Origin of the sequence: Actinacidiphila acididurans (assembly GCF_016918855.1) — a bacterium.
GTDB lineage: Bacteria > Actinomycetota > Actinomycetes > Streptomycetales > Streptomycetaceae > Actinacidiphila > Actinacidiphila acididurans.
In genome coordinates this window covers 81,040-95,135 of the sequence record NZ_JADKYB010000021.1, presented here as the reverse complement: position 1 = coordinate 95,135, position 14,096 = coordinate 81,040, and the positions used below count along the sequence as shown (strand labels likewise).

Sequence of the window (14,096 nt, the reverse complement as noted above, 5' to 3'; positions counted from 1 at the left end):
GATGTCGTACCCCCTCGGGGTCATGCCCCGCTCAGGACTCGGTGAAGTGCTCCACCATCGGTGTGTCCGCGAAGAAGTCGCCGATCAGGGCGCCGAAGCGGGCGAACCCCTCGGACTGGGTGTAGGCGCGGTGGGCGTCGGCTGACTCCCACTCGACGATGGCCACGAATCGGGACGGCGACTCGACGCCGCGCACCAGGCGGGCGGCCCGGAAGCCGGGGGCCGCGCTCAGGAAGGGCAGGCCCTCGGCGTAGGCGGCGGCGAAGGCGTCCTCGCGGCCGGGGGTGACGGGCAGATCGGCGATCTCGGTAATCATGGGCCGAGGGTAACGGGCCGTCGCGGGGCGGGAAGTGGGTGCGGGCCGGGAGGCGCGGGCTTCGTGGAGCGCGGGCCGTACCGAGCAGCGGGGGGCCGCGTACGGCGGCGGGGACGCCGGTCCGGTCACGGTTCCGTGGGGCGTCGGTACGGGTGCGGTCGCCACCGGTCGCCGCGGTCCGGTACGGCGGCCTTCGTGGGGCCCGGGGCCGTACGGCTCGGGCCGGCCCGGGCGCCGTTCAGTGCGCCGGGGGCGCATTTTGGGCACCACCGTGCGGGCACAGCGTCCGGGCCGGGATCCCTTGAGGGGCCCCGCGGGGGGAGCGCGCCTACGCTGAACATATGGGCGCGACGCCGGTGACCCTGTTCCTCTGCGGTGACGTGATGCTCGGCCGCGGGGTCGACCAGATCCTGCCGTCGCCCGGGGATCCGGAGCTGCACGAGGCGTACGTACGGGACGCCCGCGGGTATGTGGAACTGGCCGAGGAGGCGCACGGGCGCATTCCGCGGCGGGCCGGGTTCGCGTGGCCGTGGGGCGACGCGCTGCGGATGCTGGAGCGGGCCCGGCCCGACGCGCGGATCCTCAACCTGGAGACCGGCGTCACCCGCAGCCCCGACTTCGCCCCGGGCAAGGCCGTGCACTACCGGATGAACCCGGGCAACCTGCCGTCCCTGACCGTCGCGCACCCCGACGTGTGCGTACTGTCCAACAATCACGTCCTGGACTTCGGCCCCGCCGGGCTGCGCGAGACCCTGGCCGTGCTCTCCGACGTACGGCTGCGGTCCGCGGGCGCCGGCCCCGACGCCGAGGCCGCCCGCCGCCCCGCGGTCGTCCCCCTCCCCGGCGGCGGCCGCCTGCTGGTCTTCGCGATCGGCATGCGGTCCAGCGGCATCCCGTACGAGTGGACGGCCACCGACGACCATCCCGGCATCGCCTTCGTGCCCGGCCCCTCTGCTGCCGCAGCCTCCTGCCTCACCGACCGCATCCGCCAGGTCAAGCACCCCGGCGACATCGTGGTGGTCTCCGTGCATTGGGGCGCCAACTGGGGCTACGACGTGGAAGGCGACGAAGTGCGGTTCGCCCGGGCGCTGATCGACGGCGGCGCCGACCTCGTCCACGGCCACTCCTCCCACCACCCGCGCCCGGCCGGCATCCACCGCGGCAAGCTCGTCCTCTACGGCTGCGGCGACTTCATCGACGACTACGAGGGGATCACCGGCTACGAGCGCTACCGCGACGACCTGCGTGCGGCCTATCTCGTCACCCTCGACCCGTCCACCGGCCGCCTCACCGGCCCCGGCGCCCGGCTCGTCCTCTTCCAGGCCCACCGCATGCGGTTGCGGTACGCCTCCGGCGCGGACGTGGAGTGGCTGCGCGATGTCCTCGACGCGCAGGGGCACGACCTCGGGGTGAAGGTGGAGGTCGGGGAGGACGGTTCTTTGGCCTTGCGGGCGGAGTAGCTGTCCTTCGGCTCAGCGGAGGGCGGAGCCCTACGGGCGCTTGGCGCGCAGGAAACGGCGGAGCTTAGTCAGGGGCCAGGTGTTGACGACGTCGTCCTTGGTGAGCCAGCCGCGTTGGGCGGTGCCGACGCCGTAGCGGAGGAAGGCGAGGTGGGGGACGGAGTGGGCGTCGGTGTCGATGACGAACTTCGCGCCGAGTTGCTTGGCGCGGAGGATGTCCTCGTCGCGCAGGTCGAGGCGGTCGGGCTGGGCGTTGACCTCGAGGGCGGTGCCGGTGCGGGCGCAGGCGGCGAAGACCTCGTCCCAGTCGGCGTCGACGCCGGGCCGGCGGCCGATCATGCGGGTGGTGGGGTGGCCGATGACGTTGACGTACGGGTTCTCGCAGGCGCGTATGAAGCGCTTGGTCATCGCGGAGCGGCTCAGCCCGAAGTGCGAGTGGACGGATGCGACGCACAGGTCGAAGCCGGCCAGGAAGTCGGCGGGCCAGTCGACCTCGCCGTCCGGTCCGATGTTCAGCTCGGTGCCGTGCAGCAGGCGCATGCGGTGGAAGGTGCCGTCGAGCCTGCGTACTTCCTCGCGCTGGGCCAGCGCCTTCGCGTCGGTCATCTGCTCCATGTAGAGGTCGGGCGCGTGATCGGTGACCGCGTAGTACGCGTACCCGCGGGCGGCGGCGGCCTCGGCCATCTCGGCGAGCGGCGCCAGGCCGTCCGTCAGGCTCGTGTGGGTGTGCAGGTCGCCGCGGATGTCGTGCTCGGTGATCACGTCCGGCAGCCCGTCGCCGAGTGCGGCCTCGATCTCGCCGCGGTCCTCGCGCAGGGCCGGCGGGATCCAGGGCAGGCCGAGCCGGTCGTACACCTCGTCCTCGGTGCGGGATGCGACGAGTCTGCCCTCTTCCTTGGGGGCCTTCGCGCCCTTCTTCGGCTTCTCAGGCACCTCGAAGAGCCCGTACTCCGAGAGCTTCAGGCCGGCCCGGACCGCCATCGTGCGGGTGCGGATGTTGTGTGCCTTGGAGCCGGTGAAGTACTGCAGGCCCGCACCCCAGGAGTCGGGCGGCAGCACCCGCAGGTCGACCTGGAGGCCCTTGGTCGTACGGATCGAGGTCTTCTTCTCGCCGTGCGCGATCACCTCGGCGGTGGCCGGGAGTTCGGTGAGCGCGGTCATGAACTTCGCGGAGTCCCGGGCGGCGACCAGCACGTCGATGTCGCCGATCGTCTCCCGCATACGGCGCAGCGATCCCGCGAACGTACAGCTCTCGCAGCCGCGGATGCTCGACAGGCCCGCCACCACTTCCTCGGCGACCGTCATCGCGGTGTGCACGTCGATCCGGTCGCCGGCCTGCTGGAGCAGCGCGATGCCGTGCAGGATGTTCTCCTCGGTCTTCGGCCCGAACCCCTTCAGGCCGCGCAGCCGCTCCGACTCGATCGCGTTCGCCAGCTCCTCCACCGACGAGATGTGCAGGTCCTCGTAGAGGGTCATCGCCTTCTTCGGCCCGAGCGTGGGGATCGTGATCAGTTCCCTGACCCCGGCCGGGATCATCGCCCGCCGCTCCTCCACGACCTCCACGCTGCCGGTGCGCAAATACTCCGCGACCTTCTCCGCGATCGATTTTCCGACCCCCGGAATCCCGCGCAGCTCCTCCGGTGTCAACCGCGACACGTCCTGGGCGTACCCGCCCACTGCCCGCGCAGCCTTCTCGTACGCCCGCGCCTTGAACGCATCGCCGCGGGTGATCGCGATGAGGTCCGCGTACTCCTGCAGTACGGCCTCGACCTCTTCATTCCGCCGGGCCACGCTCCCATTTTAGTTGGGGGTGGGCGATTTGGCCTTTCCGGGCGGTCGGGGGTTCGCCGGGTGGGAGTGCCGATGGTTGTGGGCCCGGCGCAGAGCGGCCAGCAGTTCCGGGTCGGCGTACACCTCGGCGGTGTGCTGCCACGCGGTGAGCATCTGCGCGACGGGGGCGCCGTCGTCCGCGGAACCGGCTGCGCGCACGGTGTCCATCAGCTCTCCGGCGAACATGCTCAGGTCGGAGTGGGGGAGGGTGTGGGTCCACGGAAAGGTGGCGAGCAGGACGTCCAGCAGCGGGGCCGTGCTGTCGGGCTCATATTGTCGTATCGCGTCGGCAGGCGCTTGGCCGCGGACATCACGCCCTGGCAGAGGGCTGCGACCTGCCCGGGCTCCATGTCGTACTCGTAGGCGATGGCTTCGGCGGACTCCCCGGCTGCCGACAGATCGAGCAGTGTCCGTACGGGGACGCGGTTGGCCGCGATGACGGGCAGGCCGCGGCCGAAGCGGGGGTCGAACACGACCTGCACTTTCTCGTGCGGCGCGCAGTACGCAGTGTTTTGGTGCGGGGCCATCTCCACGCAGGTCAGCAGTCCGGCGCCGAACTCCGTCCTGGTCATCCTCGGCCCCCTTGGTCCAGCCGCAGCCCCGCCACCACCGATTTGCCGCGCGTCGCGCGGGGGCGGACGGTCCAGGCGGCGGCGAGGGCGTCGACCAGGAACAGGCCGCGGCCGCCCAGCGCCCCCGGGTTCGCCGGGAGGAGGGTGGGGCGGGTGTCGCCGGGGTCGCTGACGGCCAGCCAGTAGTGCCCGTCCGCCGGCCAGGCGATCAGCTCCACGACCTCCTCCACCTTCCCCCGGGCACCGTGCCGCAGCGCGTTCGTGACCAACTCCGACGCAATGAGGGTCAGCTCCTCGGCGAACCTCGCCGAACACGGCTCGGGCAGCACCTCGCCGAGCGCTTTGCGGGCCCGCCCTACGGACGAAGGGTGCGCCGGAAACGTCCAGTGCGCCGGTACGAGCGGCACGTTGATCTCTTGTTCGGGCATGGCTCAACTCCTTGGCCAAGGTGCGGATTCTCTCCGAGGGCACGCCGATGTACGTCCGCCCGCCGGTGGCTCGCCGCCCTGATCGCGGGCGCCCCCGTCCCAGGGCAAACGGGCACGCCCGCGCGGTGCGCTTCCGGCTGGTGTCCGGTGCGTAACTGCGCGCTACTACGGTAGCGTGCTGCCCGGGCTGACCGCCACAAGTTCCACGGCAAATTGCCACGTACGGGTTGGGCCCGGACCACGAGGCCGGGCACACTGATTCCGACCAGCCGGAGGGGAAACGGGATGTCGACGCGAAGCGCACCCACGGAGCGGCAGCGGCGCCTCGGAGCCGAGTTGCGCAAGCTCCGCGTCGCCGCGGGGGCCACTACCGAATACGCGGCTGGCCTGCTGGGGCTCGACCGGTCGAAGATCTCCAACATGGAGGCGGGCACGCGCATCGCGAGCGCCGACCGCGTCCGTACGCTGGCCATCAACTACGACTGCTCTGACGAGGCGTACATCCGGGCACTGGCGGCCATGGCAGAGGAACGCGGCGGCGGCTGGTGGGACGAGTACCGCGGCACCCTGCCCCCGGGCCTCCTCGACATCGCCGAGCTGGAATGGCACGCGACGCGCCTTTGCACGGCGCAGATCGTTCACCTGCCGGGGCTGCTTCACACCGAGGACTACGCACGAGCGGTCTTCGGGGCCGGGCTTCCCCCGATGTCCCGCCTAGAAGTCGAACTGCGGGTCGCCCACCGCATGCAACGGCAGCGCGTCCTCTACGACGACAAGACGCTCCCCTACGTCGCCTACATCCACGAGGCCGCTCTCCGGATGCAGTTCGGCGGGCGCAAGGTCACTCAGGTGCAGCTCGATCACCTGTGCGCCGAGTCGGAGCGGGACAACGTGACTCTCTGCGTCGTCCCCGTGGAATGCGGCGGCTTTCCGGGTGCGGGCCACGCCATGCTTTACGCCGAGGGCGAGGTCGCCCAACTCGACACGGTTCAGCTCGACTCAGCCCACGGTCCCGAGTTCACCCACGCGGCGGCCCAACTCGCCAAGTACCGAGCACATCTGGACTGGATGGCCGATGCCTCCTTGACGCCGGAGGCATCCCGCGACTTCATTCACGCTGTAGCCCGCCAACTCTAGGAATCCTCATGCCCGAGATCATTTGGGAAGCCCCCTTCTGTGCCGAAGGCAACAACTGCTTCCGCTTCGGCACCGACTCCGACGGCAAGGCCTACATAGCCGTTGACGGCCAGGAGGACCACTACCTCACCGATTCCGCGGAAGCCCTGCGCACCCTCATCCGCGACATCAAGGCTGGGAAGGCCGACCACCTGCTGTAGGTGGTGTCGAGTCTGGGTACGTATTCCGTGAAGCGAGTCAAACGCGTACGGAGACGCCATGCCCGACATCACCTGGGAAGCCCCCTTCTGCCAGGACGCCAGCAACTGCTTCCGCTTCGGTACCGACTCGGACGGCAACGCCTACATAGCCGTGGACGGCGAGGAGGACCGCTACCTCACGGATTCCGTGGCGGCCCTGCGCGCCCTGATCCGGGACATCAAGGCGGGCAAGGCCGACCATCTGCTCTAGCCGCGCGCGGGCAGGGGTTAGGCGGCGGGCCGGACCCGCGCCGGCGCGGACTCGACGGTCCGGGACGTTCCGTCGGACCACGTGCCGGTCACCTGGACGGTCACCGCGTCGCCGAGGTACGTGCCGAGGAGGTGGAACCGGGTCCCGGTGGCGCCGGCCACCGGCTTGCCGTTGGCGAGCCACTGGTACTCGAACGTCGCGTCCGGGGTCCACTTGCCCGGGTCGGCCGTCACGTACCCGCCGACCCGCGGCGGGCCGTCGATGACCGGCGTGCCCGGCACCTGCAGCAGATAGTGGTAGAAGGTGACGTTGCTGGGGCCGTTCGGATCGGGCAGCTCCCGGTTGAGGATGTTGAGCGTCAGGCCGTCCGGTGTCTCCAGGAACGCCAGGCCTTCGACCTCCTGGGGGTAGGGCAGCAGGAGATTGAAGAGCAGCTGGACTTCGCCGGTCGTCAGGTTGGCGCGGTAGATGTTCTTCGCCGCGTCGTCGCAGGAGAAGTACATCCAGCCGTCGTGGACCTTGCCGCCCTGGGCCTGGTCGATGGGCTGCGATATCGGGATGTATCTGCTGAACGTGAAGTCGGGCAGGTTGTAGACCGCGATTTGGGTCGCGTTCGCATAGGTCATGCCGTACGCGAGGCCCTGCCGGGCGTCGACGGCCACCCAGCTCGCGATGTCGTGCTCCCGGTTCGCCGGGTTCAGGGCGGCGGCCTGCCCGGAGAAGGCCAGATCGGCGGCGGTGTAGCGGGCGAACACCGGCGTGTTGTACTCGTATTGGTACTCGTGGGGACTGCCCGGGTCGGACGCGCTGCTGTCGAGGGCGATGTAGAGGCTGCCGTCGGCGTAGTCCATGTCGCCGATGTGGTTCAGGCCCTTGTAGGCGAGCGGCGAGGGGTTGGCCAACGCGGGCGGAATCGCCGGTGCGGTCTTGAGGACGGTGTTGTACTGCATGTCGGTGATCTCCAGCCCGTTGCTGCTGGAGAAGTACCAGTGAGTGCCGTCGGTGGTGACGCCCTGGGTGCGGGAACCCTGGGCGTCGCCGGTGAACACGTCCTTGCCGATCAGCTGCCACGTCTCGATCTCCGGCGGGGATGCCGCCGCGGTGGCCGCTTGCGCGGGTGCCGCGACCGCGGGTACCGCCGCGGCCGCGCCGGCCAGAGCGAGTCCGCCGATGAATGTCCTTCTGGTGAAACCTTCCATGCTGGCTCCATGTGGTCCGCCCGGGGACGGATCCTGTCCGCCGAGTCGGCTCCCGACCGTAAAGGGGCAAACTTGCGTCGCCGCGGCGGCGATCTGGCTGCATGGTGAACGGACTTGCGCCGGGATCGCTGGTCGCACGGACCCGGGAGCTGGGTGGCCGGTGGCGGGCGCTAGTCTTCCCCCTCTGGGTCGGGGGCAATGAAGCACCGGCTCGTTTGTCGGGGGGCCGGCCCTTGGGGCGGGCTGGGCAAGGGGGGGATCGATTGCGGGTGTTCAAGCTGCTCGGCGCAGCCGCGGGGGTGGCACTGGCGACAGCCATGGCGGTCGCGCCCACTGCGGACGCATCCACCGGCACGACGACACGGCCCGTCTCCGCGTTGGTGGTGGGCGCGTATTCCAGCAGGACAACAACAACGGCAAGGCCGGTGATCTGGGGGATCGAAGCGGGCAGTGTCGCCGCTGACACGGCGAGCGGGACGTACGCGGGGCTGGCCCCGGGCATAGATTCCTGGTTCGGGGCGCAGTCGTCCTGGTCGGTCAACACGTCCCAGATGACGGCCTCGCGGGCCGCGGGGGCCATCCCGATGATCGCGTGGTCGCCGCCGGGGACGCTGACCGACATCAAGAACGGCGCCGCGGACGCCCAGATCATCAGCTACGCGAAGTCGCTGGCCAGCTACGGGCACCCCTTCTACTTCCGGCCGTTCGCCGAGTTCAACACGCAGTGGGAGTCGTACAGCCTGGGCAAGCCCGGCAACACTCCGCAGGCGATGTACGCCGCTTGGCGGCGCGTCTTCCGGATCGTGCGCCAGTACACGGGCACCAACGCGATGTTCACGTGGACGGTCGGGTACTCGGGTACGACGTCGAGTCTGAAGACGGCCTGGCCGGGCGCCGCGTACGTCAACTACGTGGGCATCGACGCGTACGACTGGTGCACGAAGGCGAGTTGGTGCCCGGGGGACCGGTACCGCTACAAGGACATGCTGACCTACGTGCGCGGCTTCGACGAGGGGCGGCCCGCCGTCCTCGCCGAGACGGCGTCGGGGCTGATGACCTCCGGCCGCGGCGCCTGGCTGGGCGCGGCGCTGACCGCGGCGAAGAGCGACGGGCTCTACGCCCTCGTCTGGTACGACGAGGTGGTGCCCAACACCACCCAGCCGGACTGGCGACTGGCCACCCCGAGCAGCGCCCAGGCCGGCGAGCGAGCCGCCCTCTCCCAGCCCAACATCGCCTCCCCGCGCTGGCGCCCGGTCAGCACCCTGGAGAAGTACGCGATGACCGCCAACTGGGCTGCCGCCATCTCGTAACGCCCCGCCCCACCTCCGACGCGCTCCGGCGACAGGCCGAGGGCCCCGGGGGAGGGGCGGCCTGCGGCCGTTACGTCAGCCCAGTGCGGTGCGCAGTGCGGGGACACCGACGGTGCGTGGGTATCGAACGGCCAGTTCTTCCACGAGGCTTCGGATGGCTCGGCGGTCACGGACCTCCGCGGGGCTGGCGCGGTAAGCGGCGAGCAAGGCGTGGGCGGTCTGCTCGGGCCGATTCCACGCCCACCAGGCCCGGGCGAGATCGGTGTTCATTCGGGCACGTCGTTCGGGCGTGGCGAACTGCTCTGCGCGCAGGTTCTTCCCGGCCTCCAGGGCGGCGCCCGCGTCGCCGAGCGCCCAGTGCACCCCCACGGCGTAGAGGTCGACTGCTGCCGGGGTGATGGAGAACAAGCGGCCGGTCGGCGCGACCTGTGGCAGCCGGTGACCGGCGCGGTGGGCCTCCTCGGTCATCGCCAGGGCCTCGCTGCGCCGGCCGGCGCGGGCGGCGGTGTAGGCGAGGGTGCACAGCATCTGGGCGTAAGCGGCTGCCGCGCCGCCGGTGCGCAAGCCGGTGGCTTCCACGTCGGCGGCGGCCGTGGTCATCAGGTGCTGGGCGGCAGCCCCTTGCTCCTGGTGGCGCAAGACGATGGCCAGTTCCCGAGCCGCGGCGGCCGCGGCGAGTGGCGAGCTGGAGATTTCGGCCCAGGTGCGGGCACGGTCGGCGGTGAGCCGTGCTTGTTCGTACGAACCGATCTTGCTGAGCACGGCGGCGGCCAAACTGTAAATGGTGGAGAGCCGGGCCTGGTCGAGTTCGCGTCGGGACGCAGCAGCGGCGTGACCGTCACCGATGAGGCCGGGCAGTGCCGCGAGCAGCCGACGGTGGGCGCCGTGGTCGTAGAGCATCCGAGCGGTGGCCAGGCGGACTTCCAGTGGTCCGACGTTTGTCGGCGCGGGGGTATCGGCGAGGGCCTGGTCCAGTCCGGTCAGCAGGGCAGTCGGCCCCGTGGCCGCAGCGGCAGTGAGCAGAGTGCGGCGGCGCATGGGGTCCTCCTCGGCGTCACGCGGAATGGCGGCCACTGTAGTGGGCGGCCGGACCGTGGCGGGGGCTGGCGCGAGGGATGTCACCAGGATGTGTTCGGGCACACCTACCGCTGCCGCGGCACGGTACATCAGAGCAAGGTCGACGATGCGGGGGCTCCGCTCCAGCCGGGAGACGGTGGCAGGGGAGCACCCGATATGACTGCCGAGGTCCGCCAGGGTCCAGGCGCGGTGCTCGCGGGCGAGGCGGATCAGCGCGCCCGGGCGGCGCTGGGCCGCCAACTGGCGCACTTCGGTGCTGCTCCACAGCGGATCCACGGGCACAGAACCCTCCCGCGCTGCACAAACCGGGGCCTTCCACGATATGAGGGATGGATGGAGCGGTCCAGATCCATTGCAGGATGTGCAAATGCCTTGCAGAGGACGAGAGTTGATCACCCGTCGCCTGACAGGTGCGGTGTTGTGGATGCACCGCCCCGATCCGCGGGGCACCGTCCATCGGAGGCACGCACCATGACAACCGCAGCCACGTTTCCGGTCACCGCACCGGCGGCGGGTCCGACCCGCTCCCCGCGTGAGGCCGTACCGGCCGACTTGTGGGACAAGCAGGTCGGGCTCCTGATGCGGGACTACCCTTACGACTCGGTCATGGCCGCCCGCGTCCTCGGCCAGGCCTACGCCTATCTGCTGACCGCGATGAACCACCGCGGTGAGAAGCTGGGGCTCGCCCCGAGCACGCTGGTCGACATCGGCGTGCACACGATCATCCTCGACACCGTGGCGTACGCGGAGCTGTGCGAGCGGCACAACGGTGGGCGTTTCCTCCACCACGTGCCGAAGGTCGAGTTCAAGAACGACGGGTCGGTGATGAAGACCGCCACCCGCATCGCCGCCGACGGCTGGGACCTCGACCTGTCGCTGTGGACGGATGCCGCCGACTGCGGCCCGTGCCACCCCGGCAACGACGCCCACTGACCTTTTCCCGAACATGGCACCGCGGGCGTCCCCCGCGGTGCAGTCGGGTGAGATCGGGCTGAACCGGCTCGCTGGCTGCTCGTCCTCGGCAGGATGGGGCGGTGACCGTTGCCGAGGATCTCTGGTACCACTACGGGCGCAGGCGCGCTGTGACTGACCGGGCTGTGCCCGAGGCTTTCCGTTGGACGTGGAGTCAGAGGGGCGGGCCCGGGGCGGAAGTGCTGGGGGACCTGGAGGGGCGGCGGGTCGGGGATTTGGGGGCCGGGGCCGGGCGGGACGCTGCGTATCTGGCCAGCCGGTATCCGGTGGCCCGGGTCGACGCGGTGGACGGGTCGGCCGCTCAGCATGCGATGGCCGGCGACCTCTACGGGGATCTCGCGCCCCGGTTGCGGCTGGTGCATGCGGATGCCGTGGCCCACTTGCACGGCTCGGTCGGTGAATACGACGTGCTGTACAGCGTGTTCGGGGCCGTCGACTTCACCGACCCGTACGAGTTGTTGCCGGCGGCCTGTGCTGCGCTGAAGCCCGGGGGACGGCTGGTGTTCGCCACGCTTGCCCATTACCTGGGAGGCGCCCCCGCGCGGGACGAGGTCGGGCCGGCGCACGTCTCGGCCAGGCGGCCGGACGGGGAGGCGGCGACGATGGCGCGGTGGGTGCTGCGGGAAGAGGTGTGGGCCGAGTTGCTGGGGGAGGCCGGGCTGACGGGGGTCGGCTGCGAGGTACTGCCCGGCTCCGGTGAAGGGGTGAGGGACGCCGACACCTTGCTGGTGACCGGGTTCCGGGGTGAATGACCTGCTCTGACGCCGGGCCTCAAACCTCTTCCAGGACCGCGTGGATGACGTGGCGGGCGTTGGTCGCCATCGGGGGATTGGTGGTGCGGTAGTAGGGGAGGGCGATCAGGGCATGGGAGAGGGTGCGGGCGCGGGCGCGGAGCCAGGTCGGGTCGTCGACGTCGAGCAGGGCGCGGAAGACGGCGCGTGCGTGGGGCGGGAGCAGGTTCCAGGCCGGGAAGAGGTCGCAGGCGGGGTCGCCGGTGCCCATGCAGCCGAAGTCGATCACCGAGGAGAGCCGGCCGTCGGTGATCAGGAGGTTGCCCGGCATCAGGTCGGCGTGGAGCCAGACGGGCGGCGGCTCGTTCGGGCCGGCCGTGCGCAGTGCCTGGTCCCACACGGCGGAGACGGCATCGCCGTCGACGTTCTCCTCCGGGAGGGCGCGCAGTTGCTCGATGGCGGCCCGGGTGGACGCGTCGAGCAGGGCGAGGGAGCCGCCGCGGTAGGCGCGCGGGGCTCCGGGGAGGGTGATGCCGCGCATCGCGGTCACGAATTCGGCGAGGTCCTGGGCGAGCCGTACGGGTTCGGTCAGTGCGCCGGCCCGGGGGTGCTCGCCGGGCAGCCAGCGGTACACCGACCACGGCCAGGGACAGCCCTCGGCGGGCCGGCCGGCCCCGAGTACGTGGGGGACGGCCGTGGGTAGGAGGGGGGCCAGGCGGGGCAGCCACTTCTGTTCCGCCGCCACGTCCGCGGCCCCGCCCGCGAGCAGCGGCAGCCGGACGACCATGGCGTCGCCGAGCCGGTACATGGCGTTGACCGTGCCGCCGGACGGCCACCGCGTCACCGGCAGCTGCGCCCACTGCGGGAACTGCGCCGCGACCAGCCGCCGTACGAGGTGGTCGTCGACCGGGTGCGTGCCGGGGTGCATCGGCTCGGTGCTCATGGCGGGTCATCCGACCGCCGGACCTCGGCAGAGGTCAAACGGATTGTCCGGCGGCGGCCAGGTGCAGGAAGGCGTCGGCCGTGGAGGTGCCGGGGTCGGCGGTCATCAGGACGACCTGCTGGTCGTCCTCGGGGACGGTGAGGATGTCGCAGTTGATACGGAGGGGGCCGAGGTCGGGGTGGGTCATGGTCTTGGTGCGGTGGCCGGGGGCGCGGACCGGGTTGGCGGCCCAGGTCGCGCGGAACTCGGCGCTGCCGTCGTGGAGTTCGCGCAGCAGCGAGGTGAGCTCGGCGTCGTGGGGGTAGCGGTCGGCGGCGGCCCGCAGGCGCCAGACGACGAATGCGGCGAAGTCCTCGTGGCCGCAGGTCAGGACGGGCTCGCGGAGCAGGAAGCGGCGGCGGGCCAGGTTCGGATTTGCCGCGAGGCCGCCGAGGAGGGCGTCGGCCAGCGGATTCCAGGCGAGCACCTCGTAATCGGCCGAGGTCACGACGGCGGCGGTCGCGGGCAGCCGGTGCAGGAGCGCGGTGACGTGCGGGCGGACCCGGCGCGGGGGGCCGGCCGGGGGTTCCGGGACGACGCCGGCCAGCCGGAAGAGGTGGGTGCGTTCGGCGGGGGCCAGGAGGAGGGCCTCGGCGAGGCCGTCGAGGATCCGGGCGGAGGGCCGCGGGCCGCGGGCCTGTTCCAGCCGGACGTAGTAGTCGGTGGACATGTGGGCCAGCTCGGCGACCTCCTCGCGGCGCAGGCCCGGAGTGCGGCGCCCGGGGCCCGCGGGCAGGGCGACGTGGTCGGGGCGCAGGCCGGCCCGCCGGTCGCGCAGGAAGCGGGCGAGTTCCTCTCGTGCCATCCCTCTCGGTCCGCCTTTCTCCGCCGCCGGTCCCCACAGGTGCGTGGTATCGATTGTCCCTGGAAGCGCGGGGGAGCGGGCGCGACGCTGGAGGTATGAACTTCTCCATCGCCTTGGTCACCGGGGCCAGCTCGGGCATCGGCAAGGAAATCGCACGTCAGCTGGTCCAGCGGGGACTGACCGTGTACGTGGGCTCACGCAGCGGGGCGCGCGCCGAGGAGGCCGCCGCCGAGATCGGGGGCGGCGCCCGGCCGCTTCTCCTGGACGTCACCGACGCGGAGAGTGTCGCCGCGGCGGCGGAACGTATCGACGCCCTGGACGCCCTCGACATCCTGGTCAACAACGCCGGGATCTCGTCGAACGAGCCCAGGCTCGCGCAGGACGAGGACGTCGCCGACTTCCGCCGGATCTACGGGACGAACGTCTTCGGCCCGGTCGCGGTCACCAACGCGCTGCTGCCGGCGCTGCGGCGCTCCGCGAACCCGCGGATCGTCAACATCTCCAGCGGTACGGCGTCGCTGGCCTGGGCCGCCGACCAGATGGCCGCCTACCGCGGCGCCTTCGCCTCGTACCGCTCCTCCAAGGCCGCGCTGAACGCGCTGACCGTGATGTACGCGCAGAGCCTGGCCGAGGACGGGATCAAGGTCAACGCGCTGGCCCCCGGCCTGCGCCGGACCGCCCTGAACGCCGCCGCTGCGGCGGGCGGCGGGGACCCCGGCGAGGCCGCGGAGGCGGCGGTCCGGCTGGCCCTGCTGCCCGACGACGGGCCGTCCGGGACCTTCGTCAACTGGGACGGGACGCCAGTGCCCTGGTAGCCGCCGAGGTCC

At 71.3% G+C, this 14,096-nt stretch carries 17 protein-coding genes; 8 read left to right on the top strand and 9 right to left on the bottom strand.

Going from position 1 to position 14,096, the window contains the following annotated elements; translation table 11 throughout:
* Positions 1 to 31: 31 nt before the first annotated feature.
* Positions 32 to 316: an antibiotic biosynthesis monooxygenase family protein gene (locus ITX44_RS31200; protein WP_205361459.1), complete on the bottom strand. Its 285-nt coding sequence runs from the start codon at positions 314 to 316 to the stop codon at positions 32 to 34.
* Between the two features lie 341 nt (positions 317 to 657).
* On the opposite strand from ITX44_RS31200, the gene ITX44_RS31195 reads away from it, so the two are divergent.
* The gene (locus ITX44_RS31195) at positions 658 to 1,776 is read left to right on the top strand and encodes a CapA family protein (RefSeq protein ID WP_205361457.1); all 1,119 of its coding nucleotides are present in this window, start codon (positions 658 to 660) and stop codon (positions 1,774 to 1,776) included.
* A 30-nt stretch (positions 1,777 to 1,806) separates the two neighbouring features.
* Here ITX44_RS31195 and polX read toward each other — a convergent pair whose 3' ends face one another.
* The 4 genes from polX to ITX44_RS31175 are packed head-to-tail and all read right to left on the bottom strand — an operon-like array spanning position 1,807 to position 4,606.
* On the bottom strand, positions 1,807 to 3,567 hold the full coding sequence (gene polX / locus ITX44_RS31190; protein WP_205361455.1) for a DNA polymerase/3'-5' exonuclease PolX: 1,761 nt from the start codon (positions 3,565 to 3,567) through the stop codon (positions 1,807 to 1,809).
* 9 nt (positions 3,568 to 3,576) lie between these two features.
* Complete coding sequence (locus ITX44_RS31185) at positions 3,577 to 3,774, bottom strand: hypothetical protein (protein ID WP_205361453.1); 198 nt, start codon at positions 3,772 to 3,774, stop codon at positions 3,577 to 3,579.
* A 20-nt stretch (positions 3,775 to 3,794) separates the two neighbouring features.
* On the bottom strand, positions 3,795 to 4,178 hold the full coding sequence (locus ITX44_RS31180; RefSeq protein WP_205361451.1) for a DUF433 domain-containing protein: 384 nt from the start codon (positions 4,176 to 4,178) through the stop codon (positions 3,795 to 3,797).
* Complete coding sequence (locus ITX44_RS31175; RefSeq protein ID WP_205361449.1) at positions 4,175 to 4,606, bottom strand: ATP-binding protein; 432 nt, start codon at positions 4,604 to 4,606, stop codon at positions 4,175 to 4,177. The genes ITX44_RS31180 and ITX44_RS31175 overlap by 4 nt, the downstream gene beginning before the upstream one ends.
* Positions 4,607 to 4,891: 285 nt before the next feature.
* Here ITX44_RS31175 and ITX44_RS31170 point away from each other — a divergent pair, with 285 nt between their 5' ends.
* From ITX44_RS31170 to ITX44_RS31160, 3 genes are read left to right on the top strand one after another with little or no spacing between them, the layout of a single operon-like run.
* Positions 4,892 to 5,743, top strand: a complete 852-nt coding sequence (locus tag ITX44_RS31170; RefSeq protein WP_205361447.1) for a helix-turn-helix domain-containing protein — start codon at positions 4,892 to 4,894, stop codon at positions 5,741 to 5,743.
* 8 nt (positions 5,744 to 5,751) lie between these two features.
* Entirely contained in the window at positions 5,752 to 5,943 is a 192-nt protein-coding gene (locus tag ITX44_RS31165) for a hypothetical protein (protein WP_205361445.1), read from the top strand.
* Between the two features lie 58 nt (positions 5,944 to 6,001).
* Complete coding sequence (locus tag ITX44_RS31160) at positions 6,002 to 6,193, top strand: hypothetical protein (RefSeq protein ID WP_205361443.1); 192 nt, start codon at positions 6,002 to 6,004, stop codon at positions 6,191 to 6,193.
* Positions 6,194 to 6,210: 17 nt separating this feature from the next.
* Here the strand turns inward: ITX44_RS31160 and ITX44_RS31155 are convergent, their stop codons facing one another.
* Positions 6,211 to 7,392 carry a hypothetical protein gene (locus tag ITX44_RS31155; protein ID WP_205361441.1) on the bottom strand — a complete coding sequence of 394 codons (1,182 nt, stop codon included), beginning with the start codon at positions 7,390 to 7,392 and terminating at the stop codon, positions 6,211 to 6,213.
* Between the two features lie 269 nt (positions 7,393 to 7,661).
* Between ITX44_RS31155 and ITX44_RS31150 the strand changes: the two genes are divergently transcribed.
* Positions 7,662 to 8,702, top strand: a complete 1,041-nt coding sequence (locus ITX44_RS31150) for a glycosyl hydrolase (protein ID WP_307795583.1) — start codon at positions 7,662 to 7,664, stop codon at positions 8,700 to 8,702.
* Between the two features lie 75 nt (positions 8,703 to 8,777).
* On the opposite strand, the gene ITX44_RS31145 is transcribed toward ITX44_RS31150, so the two are convergent.
* Positions 8,778 to 10,061, bottom strand: a complete 1,284-nt coding sequence (locus ITX44_RS31145; protein WP_205361437.1) for a helix-turn-helix domain-containing protein — start codon at positions 10,059 to 10,061, stop codon at positions 8,778 to 8,780.
* A 189-nt stretch (positions 10,062 to 10,250) separates the two neighbouring features.
* On the opposite strand from ITX44_RS31145, the gene ITX44_RS31140 reads away from it, so the two are divergent.
* Both ITX44_RS31140 and ITX44_RS31135 read left to right on the top strand, forming a co-directional pair.
* Positions 10,251 to 10,712 carry a glycine-rich domain-containing protein gene (locus ITX44_RS31140; RefSeq protein ID WP_205361435.1) on the top strand — a complete coding sequence of 154 codons (462 nt, stop codon included), beginning with the start codon at positions 10,251 to 10,253 and terminating at the stop codon, positions 10,710 to 10,712.
* 101 nt (positions 10,713 to 10,813) lie between these two features.
* Positions 10,814 to 11,503 (top strand): class I SAM-dependent methyltransferase, encoded by a 690-nt coding sequence (locus tag ITX44_RS31135; protein ID WP_205361433.1) that lies wholly within the window; start codon positions 10,814 to 10,816, stop codon positions 11,501 to 11,503.
* A 19-nt stretch (positions 11,504 to 11,522) separates the two neighbouring features.
* Here the strand turns inward: ITX44_RS31135 and ITX44_RS31130 are convergent, their stop codons facing one another.
* Positions 11,523 to 12,425, bottom strand: coding sequence for an aminoglycoside phosphotransferase family protein (locus tag ITX44_RS31130; protein WP_236062036.1), 903 nt, complete (start codon positions 12,423 to 12,425; stop codon positions 11,523 to 11,525).
* Positions 12,426 to 12,459: 34 nt separating this feature from the next.
* Positions 12,460 to 13,269, bottom strand: a complete 810-nt coding sequence (locus ITX44_RS31125; RefSeq protein WP_205361431.1) for a helix-turn-helix transcriptional regulator — start codon at positions 13,267 to 13,269, stop codon at positions 12,460 to 12,462.
* Between the two features lie 95 nt (positions 13,270 to 13,364).
* On the opposite strand from ITX44_RS31125, the gene ITX44_RS31120 reads away from it, so the two are divergent.
* On the top strand, positions 13,365 to 14,084 hold the full coding sequence (locus ITX44_RS31120; RefSeq protein WP_205361429.1) for an SDR family NAD(P)-dependent oxidoreductase: 720 nt from the start codon (positions 13,365 to 13,367) through the stop codon (positions 14,082 to 14,084).
* Positions 14,085 to 14,096: the final 12 nt, after the last annotated feature.

Coding starts and splice junctions, on each gene's coding strand:
- ITX44_RS31130 (WP_236062036.1), bottom strand. CDS start 12,425: ATGAGCACCGAGCCGATGCACCCCGGCACGCACCCGGTCGACGACCAC.
- ITX44_RS31175 (WP_205361449.1), bottom strand. CDS start 4,606: ATGCCCGAACAAGAGATCAACGTGCCGCTCGTACCGGCGCACTGGACG.
- ITX44_RS31185 (WP_205361453.1), bottom strand. CDS start 3,774: ATGGACACCGTGCGCGCAGCCGGTTCCGCGGACGACGGCGCCCCCGTC.
- ITX44_RS31140 (WP_205361435.1), top strand. CDS start 10,251: ATGACAACCGCAGCCACGTTTCCGGTCACCGCACCGGCGGCGGGTCCG.
- ITX44_RS31200 (WP_205361459.1), bottom strand. CDS start 316: ATGATTACCGAGATCGCCGATCTGCCCGTCACCCCCGGCCGCGAGGAC.
- ITX44_RS31180 (WP_205361451.1), bottom strand. CDS start 4,178: ATGACCAGGACGGAGTTCGGCGCCGGACTGCTGACCTGCGTGGAGATG.
- ITX44_RS31160 (WP_205361443.1), top strand. CDS start 6,002: ATGCCCGACATCACCTGGGAAGCCCCCTTCTGCCAGGACGCCAGCAAC.
- ITX44_RS31125 (WP_205361431.1), bottom strand. CDS start 13,269: ATGGCACGAGAGGAACTCGCCCGCTTCCTGCGCGACCGGCGGGCCGGC.
- ITX44_RS31120 (WP_205361429.1), top strand. CDS start 13,365: ATGAACTTCTCCATCGCCTTGGTCACCGGGGCCAGCTCGGGCATCGGC.
- ITX44_RS31155 (WP_205361441.1), bottom strand. CDS start 7,392: ATGGAAGGTTTCACCAGAAGGACATTCATCGGCGGACTCGCTCTGGCC.
- ITX44_RS31170 (WP_205361447.1), top strand. CDS start 4,892: ATGTCGACGCGAAGCGCACCCACGGAGCGGCAGCGGCGCCTCGGAGCC.
- ITX44_RS31195 (WP_205361457.1), top strand. CDS start 658: ATGGGCGCGACGCCGGTGACCCTGTTCCTCTGCGGTGACGTGATGCTC.
- ITX44_RS31165 (WP_205361445.1), top strand. CDS start 5,752: ATGCCCGAGATCATTTGGGAAGCCCCCTTCTGTGCCGAAGGCAACAAC.